Here is a 20,558-nt window from a genome sequence, read left to right as displayed (position 1 = left end):
GGTTGAGCGGAGAGCGTGGGATTCGAACCCACGAGACCGGTCACCCGGCCTAGCGGTTTTCAAGAGCACTACGGTTGTTCCGGCTGTAACGGCCCTGACCTGCAGCGCAGCATTCAGCGGAGGCGTAGCGCACGGAGATCATCCCGTGGATATGCCGCGCTCAGGGCCGCCCAACGGCCGGCCCTGTCTCCACGCTGGCCGTCAGGTTGCTCGCGTCACCCATTGCCGGTGCATCCCACTCCTGTAGGTGACGCCTTGTCGGCCTGTCCTCGCACGGAGCCCCCGTACTGAGGCCCAGGAGCGCGCGCTGGATCATCGTGTTGGTGACCCTGGTGGCACAAGACCAGTACGGCCGTAGAGCGAAGCGGGTTCCATGCTTGTCCTCCGCAAACCAAGGCGATTTCCGAAACGACATGCAGTGCTCCAGGATGGTCGCAGTGACCGTTTCTGCCGGCAGGCCTGGCGTCATCATCCTCACCCCCTGGAGCGGTTCGATGAGAATAGACGTGCCTGATCAATCCCCCATCCCCGCTAACTCTGGGGACCTCGACTTCCGGTTCCGCGTCGGTGCGAGCATGCTCACCGAGTTCGCGCGCAGCCATACCCCGGCAGACGTTCTGCGGGAGCTGGTGCAGAACGAGTACGACGCAGGAGGAACCGAACTGTTAATCGAGTTCGGCTCGGATGCTGTCATCGTCCGCGGCAGCGGGAAGACCATCGACCACGCGGGGTGGAAACGGCTGAGCGTAATGCTCGGTCACGGTCTGGTACCGGGTGCAGCTGATCGTGTTGAGCCGAAGACCAATGGCATCGGGTCGAAGAACTTCGGGCTCCGATCTCTGTTCTTGTTCGGGGACCGTATTCACGTCATGTCCGGGGGGTGGTACACCATCCTTGATCGCTCAGAGGGAGCACTGGCTGCACCGCTGGCCCATCCGGAATCACGGGCCCAGCCAGGGGTGACCCTTGTGGTCCCGTACCGTCAAGTTGACGATGGGGCTCTGCGGGCCTTCGACGAGCAGCGTGAGGCCGAGGCGCTAAAAACCATTGCTGGCGAGCTCGCGCCCACGCTCATCAAGTTGGCGCACCCCGGGCGAGGGAAGAATCTGCAAGCTGTGGTGCTTCGCTCCGCACGTCTTGGACACGAGTTGCGGTGGCGGCAGTCTGCCCGCGCCGGATCGTCCGGCCCGAATCTGATAAGGCGCACTGCTCGGCTGCAGGAGCACGGCCCGTCGCCGGGTCACTCGCCTGAACCGATCACTGAGATGGAGTATCAGCACGTCCTGACGCCGCCGGTTGGGCTTCGCGGGCCGAATGTGCCCGGCTATTTCCGGGTTCCCGGTGGCCGGATCCGATTGGGTGTCTCCGTCCGGACTCGGCGCGGTCGCTTGGACCTGCGTACGTCTGGGATCTTCTACTACCCGATCGGTGCTACGCGGTCGCGGACCGGCTTTGCATTCAGCATCAGCGCCCCGTTCGAGATGACCGAGGACCGCAGCCAGCTTGTCGATCCGCAGAACAGCGAGTGGAACGCCTGGCTTCTCCAGCAATCCGCCTCGTTCGCCGTTCGACTGCTTCCCGAGCGCCTGTTCGCTGAATTCGGTGCCCAGGCTTTCCTTGCCTTCGACCCGCAGTCTGCCGACTCGTCCTCAGTGCCTGTCCTGAGCGAGGAAATTGACCGACTTCTTCGTAGCGAGCCGTGCTGGCCGACCCAGGCGACGACAGGCCGCGCGAAGCGACCAATGTGCACCACGGTCGGGTCGTTGGCGATCCCAGTCAGCTCCGCGCTTGCGACCTTCGCTGCTGGCTCCGTGGCCCCGAAGGACCTCTTGCACTCCAGCTTGGCCTCGCAGCCAGACGCCCGGGCGATGGCGACCAGATTGGGAGGCAAGGCGTTCACCGTCAACACGCTGATCCGCCTGCGCTGCGCCGGCACTAGTTCGAAGGGACTGGCGACTAAGGTCGATACAGCAACCGAGGTGTCACTCTATTACCCAGACTTCCCCGACACACTGCACAATCTGCCGCTTCAGCAGCGGTTCGCGGCGGCCCTAGATGCATGCAGGAACGAACTCAACGCCAGCCACAAGAAAGACCTCAGCACGTCCCCCACAACGCTGACTGGCGCAGGCACGCTCGGTGCGCCGAGCGAGCTTTGGCTAGTCCACGAGACGTTTGCCGACCTGATTCCCCAAGATCAGACCCTTCACCCTGGCCTGGTCGGTTCTATGGTCCTTGCTAGATTGTGCAGACCATTCAAGTTCTCCGAATGGGCGATCGAGACGGCGAGACGTATCGAGGAAGGGACCGCCTCCGAGCAGGAGCGTGATGCTCTCGGACGCTATATCCGTGACCGACCGACCCTGACGGGAAAGGCATGGGCTGCCATCCGCCGCTCCCCAATTCTCCAAGATGAACGCGGAGAGTGGGTTGCTCCAGTGGACATGGTGAGCCGATCGGCGAGCGGAGCGTCGCTGTTAGCGCCGGCACTACACCTACCCACCCGCGCCGACGAGGCGAACGTGTCGCTTAAGCAACTGCGGTTTCGACGCACCGTTCGCGGCGGCGACCTTGTGACGCTGGCGCGGTTGGTGGAGCAGGGCAGCGTCTCCCCGGCAGTCATGCGACAGGCCGCAACACGGCTGCGTAGGCTGTTTACTCCCTCCGTGCTCGGTCAGCTGAAAACGATCAAATTTCTCAAGACCGGATCGAGCGCACTCGCGGCTCCTTGCGACACTTACATACGGTCTGACCAGTTGGTCGCAGTGCTGGGGGAGGATGCCCCGTACGCCGTGGGCATGTCATCGGCCATGCTGCGGCAGTTGGGATGCCGTTCCGAACCCCGAGCAGACGATATCCTCGCGGCGCTCGCGAAACTGCGCGAGACCGGTGGCCGCGTGAACAGGCCAGATCTTGTCTACCGGGCGCTGGTGTCGGCGTTGCATGGGGAGAAGCGGCCGCCCGGCGAACTGCGCAACGTGCCGGTTATCTGGACTGGCAGCAGGTGGGAGGCAGCAGGCGACTGCCTTATCGGCAGGGACAACCGCAGTAGGTTTCTCCACGCCGTCACGGTGCTTCCGGAGAAGCTGGACGATGTTTGGGCTTTCCTCGGCGCTCACCGGCGGCCTACTGATGAACATTGGCGGCGTCTGTTTGAACGCATCGACGAACGCTACCGGAGGCAGCAGCCAATTCCCCGGCGCGTGGCCGAGACGTTGCGGCGGGCCTACAGCAACCTGGACAAGCCTCCTGCAGGGCTGGACCCCGGCACATACTGCCTCCTGGACGACCAGGGCGGCCTGCACTCTATAAAAGAGGCGATTGCGGGGAGTTTCCTCATCAACGACGACCCTGCGCTGGCATCCGCGGCGCTGGCCGCGCATGCGCCCTTGGCCTTTGCCGAGAATTCCGATGGCGTGATCAGGTTCCTCCAGGCCGCTGGAGCCAAGCCGCTGTCGGGGGCAGCGGCCCTCGCGGGTATCGAGTACGGGCCCGAAATCGAGCCGGATCAGACAGGGCGTACAGACAGCATGCTTGCCCGGCTCCGCGATCCGAATTTCGCGTCTGCGGTTGCTACTCTCGCCTCTGCAGTTTCGGGGCCAGACCAATCACGTACCACTGCCAGCCTCACAGCCCGGCTCGCTCAGATCACGCGGATCACCATCGTCAGCGGGATACAGCGCAGGTACCGTATCGGCGGACACGACGTCACTGTGGACGCCGACTACGATATAGGTAACGATCACATCGTCCTCGCCCAGGTCGGTAGCGCTCATGAGCTGCGCCGATCCGTCGCCAATGCGGTCGCTGTTTTGGCCGACCCAGGACCGCTCGGCGAACAAGTTCTCGGCGACGCTACCTACTTCTTACTGCGTTGCCGATCCGCACCGGAGATGCAGCGTGAGTTGAAGCGCCGCAAGATTCCTTGGCAGCCCAGCTTGCAACCGGACACCGAACACAAGGAGGACGCTGACGACGACGACGACGGCATGGCATCGCTCGCAGACGCCATCAGCCAGCACGTCATACAGGAAGCCATATCGCAGCCGCCGCCTAAAGCTAGCGGTAGGCAGCAGCCGCCAGCACCGATGCCAACTCGGGTCCCGCGGCCGCCACTGCCTGACCTTGGGTCTGTCCGGCCTTGGGAGGCAGCGGGAACAGGCTCGTCGGCCCAGCGCCGACAGGCGGCCTCAGGTGGGGGTGTTTCCAGCAATTGGTCACCACGCAGCTACCAGGAATCTGAGGATGACCGGGAGGTGGGCCGACGGGGGGAGGAGATTGTTCTCGGCATCGAGCGGGAGCGAGTCAGGCGACTTGGCTTTTCCCCAGATCGCGTGAAGTGGATCGCCGACTCCGCTCCTGGCGCTGACCATGACATCGTCTCAGTGGACGACGACGGCGCTGACTTGTGGGTCGAGGTCAAGTCGACGACGGGCCGACAAGGCAAGTTCAGCTGGCCCGCCTCAGAGTTCCGGCTGGCAGTACGCGCCCGGCGGCGCTATATCCTCTACCGCGTTTACGAGGCTCATACCACAGCGCCGTCATGGCGCTGCATCCGTGATCCAATCGGTTCCTTCGACGCCGGGAACCTACGCCTTGACCTCAACAGCCTCACGGGAGACGTTGGGCCTCTGCGCGAGTCCCCCGATTCGGACACCTAGTGCTGTTGACCGGAAACGATCGCCGGGTTGGGCGGTCGTCAGGCCACGGCTGAGAGTGATCGGCCGCCCCAGCGGATGCCTTCCTCGCTGCGACGCGGGCGCGTTCGCAGCGCTGGGCGGCCAAGACGTTGGGATGGCAGGCGTTGGCCTTGCGCCAGCGCAGGTAGGCATGCAGAGCCCGGGTCTGCACCGTGTGGTTGGCATGGTCGGAATTGGCGATCGTGAACTGGCGTAGCGGCCCGAAGTGCGCCTCGATCGGATTGGCCCAGGAGGCGTAGGTCGGGGTGAAACACAACTCGACCTTGTTCTTCTTCGCCCAGGTGTGGATACGCCAGTTCTTGTGCGCCGACAGGTTATCCAAGATCACGTGGATCGGGCCGCCATCGGGCGGGCGGCCCGGATGGAACGCAGCGCCGCCCAGGTGTGGTCGATGCCCTTGCGCCGCCGGACCACGCCCCGCAACAGGTCCTCACCGACGGAGTAGCAGCCGTGGAAGTAGGTGATGCCGTGCGTGCGGTGGTAGGTGGCGCAGCCGGTCCGGCCGCCCCTGCTCCGCCCATCCCGCACCTGCGGTGGGGCGGATACCCAGCGGGCCGAACTCATCGAAGGCGAAGGTCCGCTCCGGCCGCTGGGTCAGCGCGTACTCGATCCGGTCCAGCTTGGCCTCAAAGTCGGGGTCGGGGGACTCCTTCCAGGTCGTGGTGCGCTGGAAGGTGACCCCGCGGCGGGCCAGGAGGGTGCGTAAGGCTTCCCGGCCAATGCGGATCGCGTGGCTGGGAAGAGCCTGCAGGTAGGCGGTGAGTTTGCGGATGGACCAGCGGGTGAACGGCTGTCCGAGCTTCGCCGGTCGGGTGGTGGCCGTCTGGACGACGAAGGCTTCCTCGTCGTCACTGAGCAGGCGGGGACGGCCTCCCGCCCACTGAGGGTCCAGGCAGGCCAGCCCGATCTCGTTGAACCGGTGGATCACATCGCGGACGGTGTCTTCATCGGCTTGGGCCAGGCGGGCGATGACCGGGACGGTGTTGCCGCCCGCGGAGGCCAGCAGGATCATCGCCCGCCGGTACCGCACCGAGCTGGTGCTGCCCCGGCGGGCGATCCGCTGGAGTTTCTGCCCCTCCTGGTCAGTGAGACCGGTTCTGCCACCGCGCCTCCCGAACTGTTCGGATGTGATCGACCCATCCAATCGGCACGGCGGACTACGCGCGAACCCGGTGATCGTTTCCGGTCACAGCACTAGCTCAGTCCTCAAGGGTGATGTTCATGTCGGCGCCCGGGGGTTGCTGTGACGATCGCGGTGCATGTCCCCGTCCAGGCGCGCCCGTACGGGTAGGGCCCGTCTACATCATGCGGGCGGGAGCACAGTCGGGTGTAGCGCAGCAGTTCGCCCTCGATGTCGTCTCGCTCAAACATGGCGGAGCTTGGGCGACCTCGTTTCTGCTCCGGGCCCCCGCTCCTTTGGGAGGGCGGGGGCGTCTTCGTCATGCTCGGGGATGGTTACGCGCGCTTCCAGTGCCACCTGCGGTCGCTGGAATAGTACGAGCACCGGTACCGCTTCTTGGTGACCTTGGCGTACCCGTACTTCCCGTGCGCGGCGGCGGGGCAGTAGGCGCTGGGGGTGATGCACGTCCAGTGGGCGCCGACGCGCTTGTAGCAGCTGCTCGCCGCCGAGCTGGCGGCTACGCCAGCTGGAACCGCGAGCACGGCGGGGACGATCAAAGCGGACGCCGTTAGCGCGCCGGCGACGAGGAGACGACGAAGCACGACGCAACTCCCCGATCGTGATCTACGGCTCGAGCACTACGCATCCTGGTATTCCTTGCCACCCCGTCGTAGCCGCACAGCGCCAACGCGTGCAAGCTGCGGCATGGATTTGCCTTTGCCTCAGGGCTACCCTGGTCAGCCGGAGGTGAATAAAGGACTTGACATCTGACAAATCGGGCAATAATAGGACATCGGACGCATTCGATCCGCTAGTTAGACGGTACGTAGATGCCCCCAGTCCGGGCCTCCGGATCGACCTCGGCCTACTCCGACTCTTAGATCGTGCTTACTGTCAGAGTCTGGAGCAAGATCTGCGCAATTTCGCGAGCCCTTGGGAGGTAAGGGCGGCCACCGATCAACTCGCCGAGATGCTGCCCGATGCACCAGGTATTTACATGTTTGTCTGGCGCCCCCCCTTCACGTTCTGTCTAGCTGACGGCGGTGTGTCGGCCGGGCCATTCCATATCCTATATGTAGGGCAAGCAGGTGGGGAGAAAAGCTCCTCAGGAACCCTCCGAGGGCGATATAAAGGGTATCGTAAGCACTTGAGCGGAGACCCCGAGGCCCTATGGGTTGATGGCACTATCCCTGACAGGCGAGACGCGCTTCTCGCACGTTACCTCACGCTCCGGCCTCTCGAGTACTGGTTCTCCATAATAGAAGACAAAAGGAGAATATCTCTCCTCGAGGATCGCTTGATCAAGTTACTTAATCCTCCTCTGAATACAAACCAAGGCCCCAAGCTGCGCCCACATTCCGCCAAGCCGGCCTTCAGCTCAGGAATATAATAATCGACCTCAAGACGAGAGGCAGAGACATGCCTAGCAAAACCTTCGTCCCCGCGTTCAAGGCCAAGGTGGGCGAGTGGGATTACTATCTATGCCTGATGAGCTACGCACAAGTTGCCAGGGAAGTAAATTTCGCCTATGAGTTGGGTGGCAATAAAGACCTCGGCACCATGATTCAACGTGGCGTCGGAACTCGCACCGCCGAAATAACTGAGTATCTACTCACAAATTCTCACCGCTTCCTAGGCTGCCTCGTAGTTGCAGCCTGGGGCGGACACCCCGAATATATTCCTCTCGCTATGGAAGAATCGGCCGAGCAAGGAATACTTGACGGGGTGGACCGAGAATTCGGCGTACTAACCTTCGACGGGACACACCAGTTCTTCGCCTTGGATGGCCAGCATCGCCTGAGAGCAATCAAGGATGCCATCAAGAAAAATCCCGAACTCGGGAGCGAGGATATCGGCGTCGTAGTGGTCCCTCACTTCGATAGCGAGGAGGGTCGCAGGAGGACGCGACGCCTCTTCACTAACATCAATCGCAACGCGGTCACTACCAATAAGCAGGAAAATATAGCGCTCGACGAGGACGACGGCTTTGCGATCCTCACCCGGCGCTTTCTTGATGAACACCCCTTCGTATCAAAGCAGGGTATCGTCCAGGTGTTCAGCAGGCAAGGCCCAGAGGGGGAACTAAAACTCGCTACTCGACAGGTGCCTGTTGGGCAATCTGCATGGACAACAATCGGCGTACTATACGACATCCTGAGAGAACTGGGATTCGACCTAGACGGAAGCATGCATCAGCTATCCATGCGCGCCACGGACGAGGTTCTTGACGAAAGCTACGATATTCTCACAGGGCGGATCGATCAAATCCTCGATTCCTGCGGCGATCTGCGTCGCCTTTACCTAGCAGCTGCGTCTCCCAAAGAGCTACGATCTCCAAAAGGGCATGAGCACGATGGACACCCTTTCATGCGCCCCATCGTTCAGATTGCCGTCATAAAGGCCCTTCGACATGCCGTTGAACAGGGCATTATCAGCTGGGAGGAAGGTTTTGATCGCCTTTCGAAGCTAGACTGGAGAATGGGGGCGGCGCCCTTCATCGCCGCCTGGCAAGAGACGCCCGGAGAAAGAGCAACGGGCAAGATGGCGACCGGAAGAGACATCTCCGATCTTCTACTGGAGCTGCTTTCCGCGCATCTGGCACCCAAGTCGAAGGCTCAAATAGAGAGAGCCGTCAGGTCGTTCAGAACAGTTAAGGGAAAGCGATACCCCGTGCCCGTAGAGGATCTAGTGAAAGGTATCGTAGCAACCCCGGCGAGTGCGTCCGCGACCGATGCCAGCGCCCCAGAATCAGACTGATTTGAGATAAGCAGCTTCCACGTACGGAGGTTGACGACCTTTGTGCAATGGGAGCGACTCCAGTGTTGGCGATGCCCTCCCCTACATAGCCGCGGGGAGGGCTGGCGACCGGCCTACGATCCTTTCAAGCTCTCCTCGCGTCTGCGCTCTCAGCCTCTCTAGGTGACAACCTCTCGGCGGCGTAGCTACAGGCTGTGGAATACCCCTGGAGACGATATGAGCCATCGTGTGAAGGTCAGCCTGTTCCAGGCAAGGTCTTCACGCACGACATCACGCCATGCATCTGAACCAGTCTGCCATGCTCCACCTACTAGGCCCCTTGATAGCTGCCGATACTGGCGATGGGGTACTCCGCGCATAGGCCGTTCTCCAGGGCACACCACACACGAAGTGCTGACTCAGGTCGCACACCGGTCTGCGACGGATCCGCGCCGACAGAGTGATCATAGGCAGCCCTCTGTGCTCCACCTCCAACACACCGGCGCTTCGGCCGCTGTTCTCCCCGCTGCCGGGCTGTGACCCACGACGCCTGAAGGGTTAGCTAGTATCTCTGTGCACTCCTGGTGGAGGAGAAGCTCACCGGGAGGCGAACCGCCAGGAGTACCTTAGGGAGGCATGGCGGCATCGGAGCTGATTATGTCGAGTGAGGCTGACCCTATGGACGTGGTGTATCTCGACTACAACGCCACGACTCCGCTACGCCCCGAGGCGCTCGAAGCAACCCTGGATGCTCTGCGAAGCGTCGGCAATGCTTCCAGCATCCATCAAGCCGGCCGAGACGCGGCTTCGCGTGTTGATCTAGCCCGTCAACAGCTCGCCCGCTTGCTCGCCTGTGCACCGAGCGAGCTCATCTTCACCTCCGGGGCGACCGAGGCCAACAATCTGGCACTCCACGCTGTGAATCTAGGCGGTCGGGATATTGTCGTAACTGCCGTTGAACATCCTGCTGTCCTGGAAGCGGCCCGCGCCCTCACTGCTGATGCTCCCGGCCGGCTAATTGAGCTGCCTGTCAACCGAGACGGGATCGTCGAACTGGGGCCCTTAGAGGAGGCATGTCAGCGAGGCCGCGTCGCGATCGTTTCGGCCATGCTGGCCAATAATGAGACCGGCGTGCTGACCGACCTCACGCCCGTCATCAAGCTAGCGCATGAGGCAGGCGCCCTCGTGCACACGGATGCGACGCAATACGTCGGTCGCCTTCCGTTGGACCTGAACGATCTCGATGTCGATCTGCTTTCGTTGTCGGGTCATAAGTTCGGGGGACCGCAGGGTGTGGGTGCACTGTTCGTGCGCCGGGGGGTCCCGTTTCCTCACCGCCCCCTTCTAGTGGGAGGGGGGCAGGAACGGGGCTGGCGCGCAGGAACATTGAACGTCCCCGGCATCGCCGGGCTAGGAGCTGCCGCCGAAGCAGCACGAGTCCATCTACACGACGAGGCTGCCCGTGTCGCTGCCTTGCGTGTCGCGCTCGAGGCCGGGCTGACCGCCGGCCTGCCAGGCTGCCGTATCAACGGAGCGAGGTCTCCACGTCTGCCCGGTGTGACAAGCGTCACCTTTCCGGGCGCCCCTGCGGATGCAGTCCTGACTGCGATGCGGGACGTTGCTGCTTCTGACGGCAGCGCCTGTGCTTCGGGCGCTCCAAGCCCGAGTCATGTATTGCTCGCGATGGGACTAAGCCGAGAGGACGCGGACTCGACGGTGCGCTTCTCACTTGGATACGCCACTACCGAACAGGACATCGAACGGGCCCTCGACGCCATAGTCCGAGCTGTCAGAGCAGTCCGAAGACTCATGGGGGCCTCCGCGGAGCCCTAACCACCCGCTCTGCAGGGCGGTCCGCTCCCACCATCAAGGCGCACTACGAAAGGTCCTATCGCATGTCTGGCAATCGGCTAGCAGAGGTGACCGAGCCAAAATTCTCGCGACACGAAACGTTTGCTCCTCGCTTTGGCTGGCTTCACAAGGCCCACACCGAGATTGTGAGGGACGGTACGAGGGGCAGCGATATCTTCCATCGTGACAACGCCCCTGTGCTCCTGGGGGTCGGCAAGAACATGGTCAACGCCATCCGGTTCTGGATGCAGGCATTTAAGCTCACCCGCGAGCACCCTCACCCCGACCCTGCGAACCGCGCCTACGTCGCTTCTCCAACCTGGAGGGCTGAGTGGTTGCTGGGGGGGAATGGTGCCGACCCCTATCTGGAAGACTCCGGGAGTCTTTGGCTGCTGCATTGGTGGCTGCTGTCCAGCGAGCCCGGGGAACATGGGGCAAAGTGCATGGTGCCGAGCTGGTACGTGATGTTCCATCTGGCGCCGTTTGCCAAGGTCACTACGGCGGGGATGATCAATTTGATCACCCGGCATGTGAACGAAAGCTATCCCGAGGATGCGGTGCCGGCCGCGGAGTCGATCAAGCGTGATGTCGAATGCCTGATCAAGATGTATGCCCAGGACCTGGAACACAACCCACTATCGCCGGGCAGCTTTGAGGACCAGTTGATGGGCCCGTTCCGGGAACTCGGACTGCTGGAGGGACAGGGCAAGGGCAAGGAACGAGTGTGGCGCTTCACCAGCCGATCGCGAAGCAACCTGCCACCAGCCGTTTTACTGTATGCGTGCCTGGACTATGCCTCGCACCTCACCGGCGGCAACTCGATTTCCCTGGCACGGCTAGCCAGCGAGCCGGGTGCACCAGGGCGTGCCTTCCGTATTCGAGAACCTGACCTGATCAAGGCCATCGAGCCGCTCGTCGCTGATCACACTGATCTGCAGCTCACCGACTCGCTGGGGCAGCAGAGCCTGTCCTTCACCGCCGACCCCCAGGATCTGGCCTGGGACGTGCTCGATCAGCACTACGGCCACATCCGCCGCCAGGAGGGCTTTCCCACTCCTGAAGAGTGGGCTCAGCGCTACCCGGGCCTTAGCCAAAGCAGGAAAGGCCGCAAAGCCGAAAAGCAGTCTGAACAGCCTGAAACGCTGGAACTGATCGAGGAGCACGCGTGACCACGGCGAACAGCCCGCTTCGAGGAGCCCCCGAGGATCAAGCGGTCATTCAGCTCCCAGCAGGAATCGAGCTGGTTGGTACGGAACTACGCTCCACCAACCTAGAGCGTGACGTCCGCGAGCCGCACTTGAACGCTCCTTATATAGGGGCCAGAGCGCTGGACGTTCTGAATCGTGTCACTAATGCGGTCGCTGACCTGAGACGGACCCGCGCCTGGTCCTTCACCGGCCCCTACGGCTCGGGCAAGTCGACCCTGTCGAACCTGCTCGATGCCTTCCTTGGACATGACACCGCCCGGCAGGCCGAGGCTCGCGCAGCCGTCGAGGCCACCAGCGCCAGCTTGGCCGCGCGCCTGACGCAAGCGCGTGAGGCCCTCGCCCCCGGGGGATTCCTGGGCGCGGTGGCGACCGCTCGCCGCGAGCCGCTCGCCGCTACCGTGTACCGCGCACTGGCGACCGCGGTGGAGCGCAAGTGGAAGAGGAAGCCTCCGAAGGCGGTCGCGCAGGCCCTTCACGCGTGCGCTGAACGGGAGGTTCCCACAACGGAGGATCTTCTCACCGCACTCATCGCTCTATGCGATACGGGCCACCCGGTACTACTGATCATTGACGAGTTCGGCAAGTCGCTGGAATACCTAGCTGCCGCCGGTAACACGGGCAACGCCGAGAGCGACGTATTCCTGCTGCAGATGCTCGCCGAGAAAGGCGCTGGCCGCTCAGGGCTGCCATTGTTCATATTCACCCTGCAGCACCTGGCCTTCAGCGACTACGCTGCGCGATCCAGCGCTATCCAGACCAAGGAATGGGCCAAGGTTCAGGGACGCTTCGAGGACGTCACCTTCGCGCCGAATCTCGGCGATGCAGTCCACTTGCTCCGCCGCCGCCTCGACCACTCCTCCATCATTGAGGCCAACTGGAGTTTGATCCGCCAACAGGCACAAGCAGCTGCCGATGCTTGGACAGAACACGCACTGAACGCGGTTGTGCACATCTCACCGGAGATGTTCGCCGACCTTTACCCTCTGCATCCCCTCACAGCCGTCGCAGCGCCACTCCTGGCCTTTCAGATCGGACAACACGACCGCAGCCTCGTCGGGTTCCTGGCCAACGACGAGCCGAACACGGTGCGCCGCACCATCGATGAGGCATCGACCCCCACACCTGAGCGGGCCTCCACCATCCGGCTGCCGCAACTTTATGACTACTTCTTCGCCTCTGGCCGCACGACCATCTTGGCCTCAACCAACGCCAGCCGTTGGTTGGAGGTCGACACCCGACTCAACGAGGCGCACGGACTTCCCCCCGGAGATCGAGACCTTCTTAAGGCGATCGGCATCCTGAACCTCATCGATGTCGATGGCCTTTTGCGCGCCACCCCGGCAATGATCCAATTCGCTCTGCATGACCCGCTCGACGCCTCGGATCCCAAACGTTTCAATGACCTGCAGCAGCAGCTACAGCACCTCGTCGAATCAGGATTCCTCACCCACAGGGCCTACAACGATGAGTACCGAATCTGGCAAGGCACGGACGTTGACATCGATGCCCGTGTCAGGGAAAAGGCCCTCCACATCGCCCCCAGCGACGTCATTGACTACCTCAGGGATCACCTTCACACGATATTGCCGGCCGAAGTTGTCGCAGGAGCACACACCCAGCGCACGGGCATGCTCCGCTACTTCCGCACGGCAGTCAGCCTCCAGGCTGACAAACTCGAGGGTCCCGACGTAGTCAGCGACGCCGCCGACGGCATGATGATCTTTCATTTTGGAGAGCCCGGATCTCCACCGCTGGTTAGCTCACCGTTGCCCGTGCTCATCGGGACTACCCAAGACCCGGCAACCATTTTGGAAGCAGGCATCACCCTCAGGGCGCTCGAAGACCTGCGCCATGAGGACGACATTGACCGCGTAGCGAAAGCCGAGATCTACGAACGCATTGCCGAGATCTCCTACGCCATCGGCACACAGCTGGACGAGGCGTTCAACCCCCGCAGCGTCCGAGCCACCTGGTGCCTCTGGCACAGCGGAGAAGAAACCCGCACCGAACGGGGCGTACCAATCGAGGCCCGCAGCTACGCCGCACTGGTATCAGCCGCGTGCGACAAGGTGTACTCCCAGACACCGCACATTCGCAACGAAATGGCGGGCCGCCACGAACTTACCAGCAACGGCGCGCGGGCTCGCCGAGTGCTCCTGTCGGACTTATTGACCAACACCGGCATGCCCATCCTCGGGTACGACACCGTCAAATATTCACAAGAGCGCGCAATGTATCACGGGGTGGTGGAATACCTTGGCCTCCACCGTGCTGTAAGCGACACAGACGAGACCATCCACGCTGAGAGCATCGTCACGCATGGGGTGTCACGACCGGATCCGCAGAAGCACCCCGAAGTCATGCCGGTCTGGCAGTCCCTCGAACAGTCGCTCAGCAATGCCACGCAGGTCACCCCGCTTGCTGACATATACCACCAGCTCATGGCGCCCCCATTTGGCGTCAAAGCCGGCGTCGTACCGATCCTGATCGTGGCAGCCCTCATCTTGCGGGGTTCAGACGTCGCACTGTTTGAGGAGGGAAACTATTGCCCGAGGCTCACTCCGGAGATCATCGAACGCCTCCTTAGCCCTGGGGGACCTGACCGCTTCGCTGTCAAGTCTGTGCCCGTCGGGGAGGGACAGCGCAACCTGGTTGTCGAGGGACTTGCTGCATCCCTTAACGTGGATATACCCCGCTCCCGTACAGCCCGTAATCCGCTGTTGCTGGCGGTGACGCGAGCCATGCTGGAGCGGATCATGGTGCTGACTCCCTACGCACGCCACACCAGGCGGCTCACTCCACAAGCCCTGAAGGTCCGGCAGGTGCTCTCCTCGGCAACCGATCCCGACGAGCTTGTTTTCAGCACCCTTCCACAGGCGCTCGGCTTCGAGCCAATTTCCGCCGCCGCGCCCCAGAACAAGCAGGCAGCCCAGTCGTTCGTCGCTAGCTTGACCAGTGCCCTGGACGCCATCTCCGGTGCGAGTGCGGCGCTGCGGCGAGACGCTGCGGCAGTGATCGGTGAAGCGTTCGGCATCTCCGGCGACCTAAAACAGCTGCGTGCAAGCTTGACGGAGGCGCTGGGCGGGTTCGCCAACGCCCCACTCGAAGTAGATCTGCAGGGATTCGTCTCGCGCGTACTCAACGCAAGCTTGCCGGACGAAGACTGGCTCGACCCGATCATCATTCGGCTCACTAACAAGGCCCTCGGCGACTGGGCCGACCAGGACCTCGCCAACCTTCCCCGGCGCGTCAAGGACATGGCCCGTCGGCTCGATCGCGTCGGCCACCTTTACGAGGCGCAAGAGACGCAAGCCGACCAGGGCAAGGCAGAGCCCAAGCAGATCGAGACCCATCTGCTAACTCTCACCACACCCCAGGGAACCGAGCAACGCACGCTCATTCACGTGCCCAAGGACGTAAGGAAGGCCGCGGACGGTCTGGTTGTCAGTGTCATGAGGCAAGCTGAGCAACAGCTAGGGCAAGGCGGTGCCCGCATCCTGCTCGCCGCCCTGGCCGAGCGGCTTGCCGCGCCGAACTCCGACCATGACTCCCTACGGAAGGAGGAGCTGTGACCGAGGCGAACGGCTCAAACGGAAAGACGCGCCACGTCCTTGGGATCTCCGGGGGCAAAGATTCTTCTGCCCTGGCTATCTACATGCGCGACCGTGTTCCGGAGATGGAGTACTTCTTCTGCGATACCGGCGCAGAGCTCCCAGAGACCTACGAGTACCTCAACCGACTTGAGGCCGCACTAGGCAAGCCCATCGAGCGCCTCAACTCCACCCGTGATTTCGACCATTGGCTTGAGGTCTACCAGGGGACTCTGCCGAGCCCACAGATGCGCTGGTGCACCAAGAACCTCAAGATCAAGCCACTTGAGGCGTGGGTTGGCGATGACGACGTCGTGTCTTATGTGGCAATCCGTGCGGATGAGAACCGACTCGGTTATGTCAGCACCAAGCCGAACATCAAAGCGGTATTCCCCTTCCGGGAGGAAGGGATCGACCGCGCTGGCGTTGATCGCATCCTCGACGAAGCCGGCATTGGGCTGCCGGCCTACTACGAGTGGCGCACGCGCTCTGGCTGCTACTTCTGCTTCTTCCAACGCAAGCACGAGTGGGTCGGCCTCCAGGATCGACATCCCGAGCTGTTCGAGAAGGCCGTCGCCTATGAGCAGAAGGTCAACTATCAGCAGACGGCGATGAAGGACCGCAAGTACACCTGGTCCCAGGGCGAATCGCTGGAGGATCTGATCGCCCGGCGCGAGGAGATCGAGGCCAAGCACCGTGCCGCCCTGGAACGGGCCGCTAAGCGCACTAAGCCCAACCGTCCCCTCCTAGAGATTCTCGCCGACGCCCACGACGAAGACGACGACCAGGTCGGATGCGCTGTCTGCCACCTGTGACTCGACGCGTGAGCTTTGATCCCATCCTGGCTCCGAAGGACAGGGAGGGATCAAGGCTCTCGTCAACCCTGCCAGCCTTCGCATCGCGCTACTGTTTCCTCAGGGAAGGCCGCGAGGCTCGAGCGGTGTTGGGGTGATCGTGGCAGTGGGCAGCGGGCAAATACCCTACCTGCTGGGCTACCACGAGATCGCCCATCTCTTCCGGGTGGCACGCGACGCCCCACTGCAGTGGCGAAAGAGAGCTCTGCTGGGAGAACCGGATCTGGTGATATCCGGTAGCCCATACTGGCTGCTGCCTACGGTCCTCGCGTTGGTGAAGACAGGTCAGCGCGAGGTTGACTCCCAAAGGCTTACTGACTACAAGTCGGGCATTCCCGGTGGGTATGTCACAACGGATCCACAGGGATCGCTCCCCTTGATCGGGCCTCAGGAGGTCGCTTGGATCTTTAATAAGACGCCTTCCGTCATTGGACAGTGGCGCAACCGGGGTACTCTCCCCGCTGCGGATATCACCCTGTCCGGCTCACCGCTGTGGAAGCTGGAGACGATCCTTGCGGATGCTCGGCGCCGAGGCCGTTACGTCTCTCCGGAGGCTATCGCCCGTATCCAAGCCGGTGAGAGAGCGCAATCAAAACCCCGACGGCCTCGGCTGCCCGATACAACGCAACAGGGACCTATCCCCGGGCCACGGATTTTTACCAGCGACCAAAGTTCGGCCGCAACGATCTTTGTTCGCAGCGTGTTGAGCGCTGGCCACTCAGTGGAGATTCGGCCTCGCCCGTCAGGCCCAGCCGTCTCAGGTTCGGATGATCCGTCCCTGGACGACGCCCAACACTGACAGCGCACCGCTGAGATTCACCCTCTCCTTCACAAATCCGGCAGCAGCGATGCTCCGACAGGGGAAAGTGCTTGACGCTGTGACCATATAATTTTATGGTCACAGCGGAGGTTGCAGATGCCTGGTTCAAGAAGAACGACGGCTGCGGGTCGCCGAGCAGACGACGCCACGAGCAGGAGGCGAGCCGAGCCGCTGCAAGTGGTTTCATACGGCGGAGGAGTTCAGTCAACCGCCTTGCTAGTGCTGGCCGCCCAACGCCAGATCAACTTTCCAACGTTCCTGTTCGCAAATGTCGGCGATGACAGCGAAAATCCCGCAACGCTTTCCTATGTCCGCGGCGTGGCCACGGCTTATGCGCGACAGCACGGCATCGAGATACACGAGATACAGCGCCGGAGCCGCAATGGAAGCATTGAAACACTCTGGGAGCGCCTTCACCAGCCTCAGTCGCGATCAATCCCTATACCGGTCCGGATGGCGAACGGGGCCCCTGGTCGCCGCTCTTGCACTTCAGACTTCAAGATCAAGGTTGTCGCCAGATGGCTGCGCGAACATGGCGCGACAGCACAGCGCCCCGCGACGGTCGGCATAGGAATCTCCCTGGACGAGATCCATCGAGCCAACAAGCGCCGAAGCGAACCATGCGAGCAGATCAAGTACCCGCTCCTGGACCTCGGCCTCAACCGCGAAGACTGCATGCAGATCATCGCCGCCGCCGGCCTCCCCGTGCCCCCTAAGAGTGCATGCTTTTTCTGCCCCCTGAAGACAGTGGACGCATGGCGAGAGCAGCGACGCCTAGAGCCACAGTTGTTCGCCAAGTCCGTACGTCTCGAAGCGGTGTTGAACGAGAAACGCGCCATGCTCGGCCGGGACGCCGCCTACCTGACCCGCTACGGCACTCCGCTCAGCAAAGCCATTCAGGTGGAGGCCCCTTCGTCATCCGAAGTGTTCGACCCCGGCTGCGATTCGGGCTGGTGTATGACTTGAAATCACAGGCTGCGCTGCAGCGGAAGCATGTTAACTGGCCATGTCCTCATGGACAATCTGTTGGATGGACTTCACTCGGAGCGAGTTACATGTTCATTCTGTCGAGAGGAGTTGCCAGCTGAAGCTGTAAGAGATCGGCTAAACTCCAGCGGAGGTGTCCCTATCACGTCCTCCCAACAGGGACACCTCCGTCTAGGGCAAGGGCTCGGCCAGCAGTAGCTAGTCTTTCAGCCCTAGCCACGGCGCAAGAGAGTCCCAAGCCAAACCGGCAAGCCGCTCGGACCGGGCTTCTACGAATTCGGGCGTCCACTCCTCCTGGCGCTGGGAAAGAGCAGCCACGAGGGGCAGGTGGCGGGCTTGACGCACAATCTCTTCAGCGCCACTTCCAAGCTGCAGCCCCTCCTCTTCCGCATCAGAGAGCATTTTTTCCGCCTCTTCCACCGTCGTTGCCGCTAGGGCACGGAACATTAGGCGTTTCAAATGCCATCCCCGATTGCTTGCAGATGCATTTTCGACTGCTGGCAAAAGGGTGAGGTTCCCGAGCCTGTTGATGAGGTCAGGATCCTCGTACAGCTTGGTGTCCCAGCTGCTATTGATAGGTGGTCTCTGTGGCGCCACATGCTCGATGGTAGCGAGGGCGTCGTCATTCCAGCGCTCGATCTCCATCGTCTCTAAAAGACCACTCTTACCGCGGACTACGAGCCCGGGGGCACTGCCATCTGGTGTCGAGTTCTGAGACGCGGCCAAGAGCAGGAGCCGTGTCAACGGCTTCGAATGCTGATAAACGGGAGTGCTGGCAGCTTTCGCGACCCACTGCTGCCTGTCGTGAATCCCGTGGGACTGAAGTTTCTCCTGTAGATAATGCTGAAGAGCATCGACCGGAGGGATATCAGTAAGTTCTGAAGTGAAGCGAGCGAGGCGCGGCGATCCATCCTCCACAACATGCAGCATGAGGGATCGATAAATGGCATCGATACCAGATGTGCCCCCAAAGGCTCCTCTCCACAACGCATAGAATGCGCCACATGATCGAGCCGCCATGAGAAACTGGCCGGCTGCGAAATCGAGATTCTCTGGAGCAGCAAGACGATGTGCAGCGAAGTATCGCGTCAGCGGTGCAACTACAATGTCATGTCCGCCGTCGCGTAGCGCCGCCAGAGCTAGGGAAGCCTGCTTGTGCAAGACTATATTCTCGGAGAGAGGGGCTTTCGTAGGACTATTCCATGGCCCCTCATAGAAGCGGGTTACTTGAGCGAGCGCTGCCAAAATCTTGCGACGCTCCTCAATACTGCCATCCTTATCAAAAACCTGACGCAAGTAACGCCGCTGATCGTTTAGTCGCTTAGTGAGTTTCGTGCCGTCCTGAAGCAATGCAAAAGGAAGAAGGACGCTACTGGTAACGGCCTGGCGTTTATCGGCAGAAGAACTACCCTCGCGTTCCAAGTAGGCCTCAATCACGTCGAAGTGCCTCTTCGATTCGGAGTCCTGCCAGTCGTTGAGACCTTCCGCCTGAATGGCGCGCGGCTTGAACGTCTCAATTGCAGTGAGAGGTTGGCCAGTGGTGTTAAGGGCTTCGAACATGTCGAACCCATAATCCTCGCGCTTAGCCGTAACCACGGCAACTGTTACTCGGTGCAGGAGGTAGTTAGCGAAAACGATCAGCCGTGTGAGTGGCGTGATCGTGGCGTCCTCGTTGAGCTTTTCGATAACCGCTTCGGGAAACTCGCTATTGAACAGTGCCAACTGTAGTTTCTGCGAAGCCCCTAAATCCACGCCCAACGGTAGGGCGATGTCATCTTCTTTTATCGTGGCGGCCCCTACCGCCTTGCGTAGCATTGACCGCATCTGGTCGCGCATACGGTCCAGGTGCCGATACGCCTCCGGATCCACGCCTCCTGTTTTATCCGCCGTGATAGCTACATGCTTATATGGTTTCGTAGAATGTTCACCTCTGGCATACTCGCCATAGGCATGCAGATGATAACCGATAGGGGAGCGATAGCGAGCTTCGCCTTTATTTCTAGACCAGACGTCATAGTAGGAACGAATTAGGCGTGGATAGTATCGGTGTTCGCCATAGCGCATGTCTTCTTCGAAGCAGTTTGCGAGTCGGCCAGTAACATCGAGTGCCTGGTTGTAGCACCACATCGAGGCCTCATCATTACGTGGCAGCTTTTCTGCGCGAACCCGGATTTCCTCGTGAAGGACCGTCGTAAGAAGAAGGAGGGTTGTCATCCTCTGCTGACCATCGATAATGGTCATTACTTTAGAGGGGACTTGAGCCCTATACATAGGCTCAACTGTCGTATAGTTAATATCGCGCAGTGCGATTACCGTGCCGAGAAAGCAAATTGAGTCTTCGAACTCTGCAAGCTGGTCCAGGCCGTGCGCTACATCGTTCAGCAGGCGCCTGATCTTGGGCAGCTCCCAGCTGTATGCACGCTGGTAGGGAGGTATGTAGAGGCCCTGCCCCGTCTCGCTCAGAAACTGCAACACCGACAGCGGTGCGGCGTCAAAGATCTCACGCGTTTCCATGCTCCACGTCTCCCTGCTTCTAATGGCGACCGTGAGGGATGATATGTCATCGTCGCACATTGGTGGGCTAGGTGAACATGACCGCTCCTCGAACCAGCCAAAAAATACCGCGATGCGCCTTTCATCGTCGTGTGGCCTCTTCAATCCCTGAGCTGGGCATTCGCACTTTCACCAGGTG

Annotated in this window: 9 protein-coding genes and 1 pseudogene; 7 read left to right on the top strand and 3 right to left on the bottom strand. The window is 61.4% G+C overall.

The genetic code is table 11. The annotated features are described in order from the left end of the window. The first annotated feature begins 437 nt into the window (after positions 1 to 437). Positions 438 to 4,661 carry a DUF3883 domain-containing protein gene (locus ACWEQG_RS38685; protein WP_452292578.1) on the top strand — a complete coding sequence of 1,408 codons (4,224 nt, stop codon included), beginning with the start codon at positions 438 to 440 and terminating at the stop codon, positions 4,659 to 4,661. Positions 4,662 to 4,699: 38 nt separating this feature from the next. Here ACWEQG_RS38685 and ACWEQG_RS38680 read toward each other — a convergent pair. Together ACWEQG_RS38680 and ACWEQG_RS38675 are read right to left on the bottom strand one after the other, a co-directional pair. Next, positions 4,700 to 5,832 (bottom strand): annotated as a pseudogene (locus ACWEQG_RS38680) (IS630 family transposase). A 323-nt stretch (positions 5,833 to 6,155) separates the two neighbouring features. Continuing rightward, positions 6,156 to 6,422 carry a hypothetical protein gene (locus ACWEQG_RS38675; RefSeq protein WP_452292576.1) on the bottom strand — a complete coding sequence of 89 codons (267 nt, stop codon included), beginning with the start codon at positions 6,420 to 6,422 and terminating at the stop codon, positions 6,156 to 6,158. 817 nt (positions 6,423 to 7,239) lie between these two features. Here ACWEQG_RS38675 and ACWEQG_RS38670 point away from each other — a divergent pair. The 6 genes from ACWEQG_RS38670 to ACWEQG_RS38645 all read left to right on the top strand — a co-directional run bounded on the left by ACWEQG_RS38670 (position 7,240) and on the right by ACWEQG_RS38645 (position 17,845). Further along, positions 7,240 to 8,577: a DGQHR domain-containing protein gene (locus ACWEQG_RS38670; protein ID WP_452292574.1), complete on the top strand. Its 1,338-nt coding sequence runs from the start codon at positions 7,240 to 7,242 to the stop codon at positions 8,575 to 8,577. 615 nt (positions 8,578 to 9,192) lie between these two features. Then, positions 9,193 to 10,389 (top strand): cysteine desulfurase family protein, encoded by a 1,197-nt coding sequence (locus tag ACWEQG_RS38665; RefSeq protein ID WP_452292572.1) that lies wholly within the window; start codon positions 9,193 to 9,195, stop codon positions 10,387 to 10,389. An 86-nt stretch (positions 10,390 to 10,475) separates the two neighbouring features. Further along, positions 10,476 to 11,576, top strand: a complete 1,101-nt coding sequence (locus ACWEQG_RS38660) for a DUF4007 family protein (RefSeq protein ID WP_452292570.1) — start codon at positions 10,476 to 10,478, stop codon at positions 11,574 to 11,576. Next, positions 11,573 to 15,187: an ATP-binding protein gene (locus tag ACWEQG_RS38655; protein ID WP_452292568.1), complete on the top strand. Its 3,615-nt coding sequence runs from the start codon at positions 11,573 to 11,575 to the stop codon at positions 15,185 to 15,187. The genes ACWEQG_RS38660 and ACWEQG_RS38655 overlap by 4 nt, the downstream gene beginning before the upstream one ends. Beyond that, on the top strand, positions 15,184 to 16,020 hold the full coding sequence (locus ACWEQG_RS38650) for a phosphoadenosine phosphosulfate reductase domain-containing protein (protein WP_452292566.1): 837 nt from the start codon (positions 15,184 to 15,186) through the stop codon (positions 16,018 to 16,020). Before ACWEQG_RS38655 ends, ACWEQG_RS38650 begins: the two co-directional genes overlap by 4 nt. 1,072 nt (positions 16,021 to 17,092) lie before the next feature. After that, the gene (locus ACWEQG_RS38645) at positions 17,093 to 17,845 is read left to right on the top strand and encodes a phosphoadenosine phosphosulfate reductase (RefSeq protein WP_452292564.1); all 753 of its coding nucleotides are present in this window, start codon (positions 17,093 to 17,095) and stop codon (positions 17,843 to 17,845) included. Between the two features lie 219 nt (positions 17,846 to 18,064). Here the strand turns inward: ACWEQG_RS38645 and ACWEQG_RS38640 are convergent, their stop codons facing one another. Continuing rightward, complete coding sequence (locus tag ACWEQG_RS38640) at positions 18,065 to 20,380, bottom strand: DUF262 domain-containing protein (protein WP_452292562.1); 2,316 nt, start codon at positions 20,378 to 20,380, stop codon at positions 18,065 to 18,067. Between the last annotated feature and the right edge of the window lie 178 nt (positions 20,381 to 20,558).

Source organism: Microbispora sp. NPDC004025 (assembly GCF_053604425.1).
This window is presented reverse-complemented; position numbering and strand designations above follow the sequence as displayed.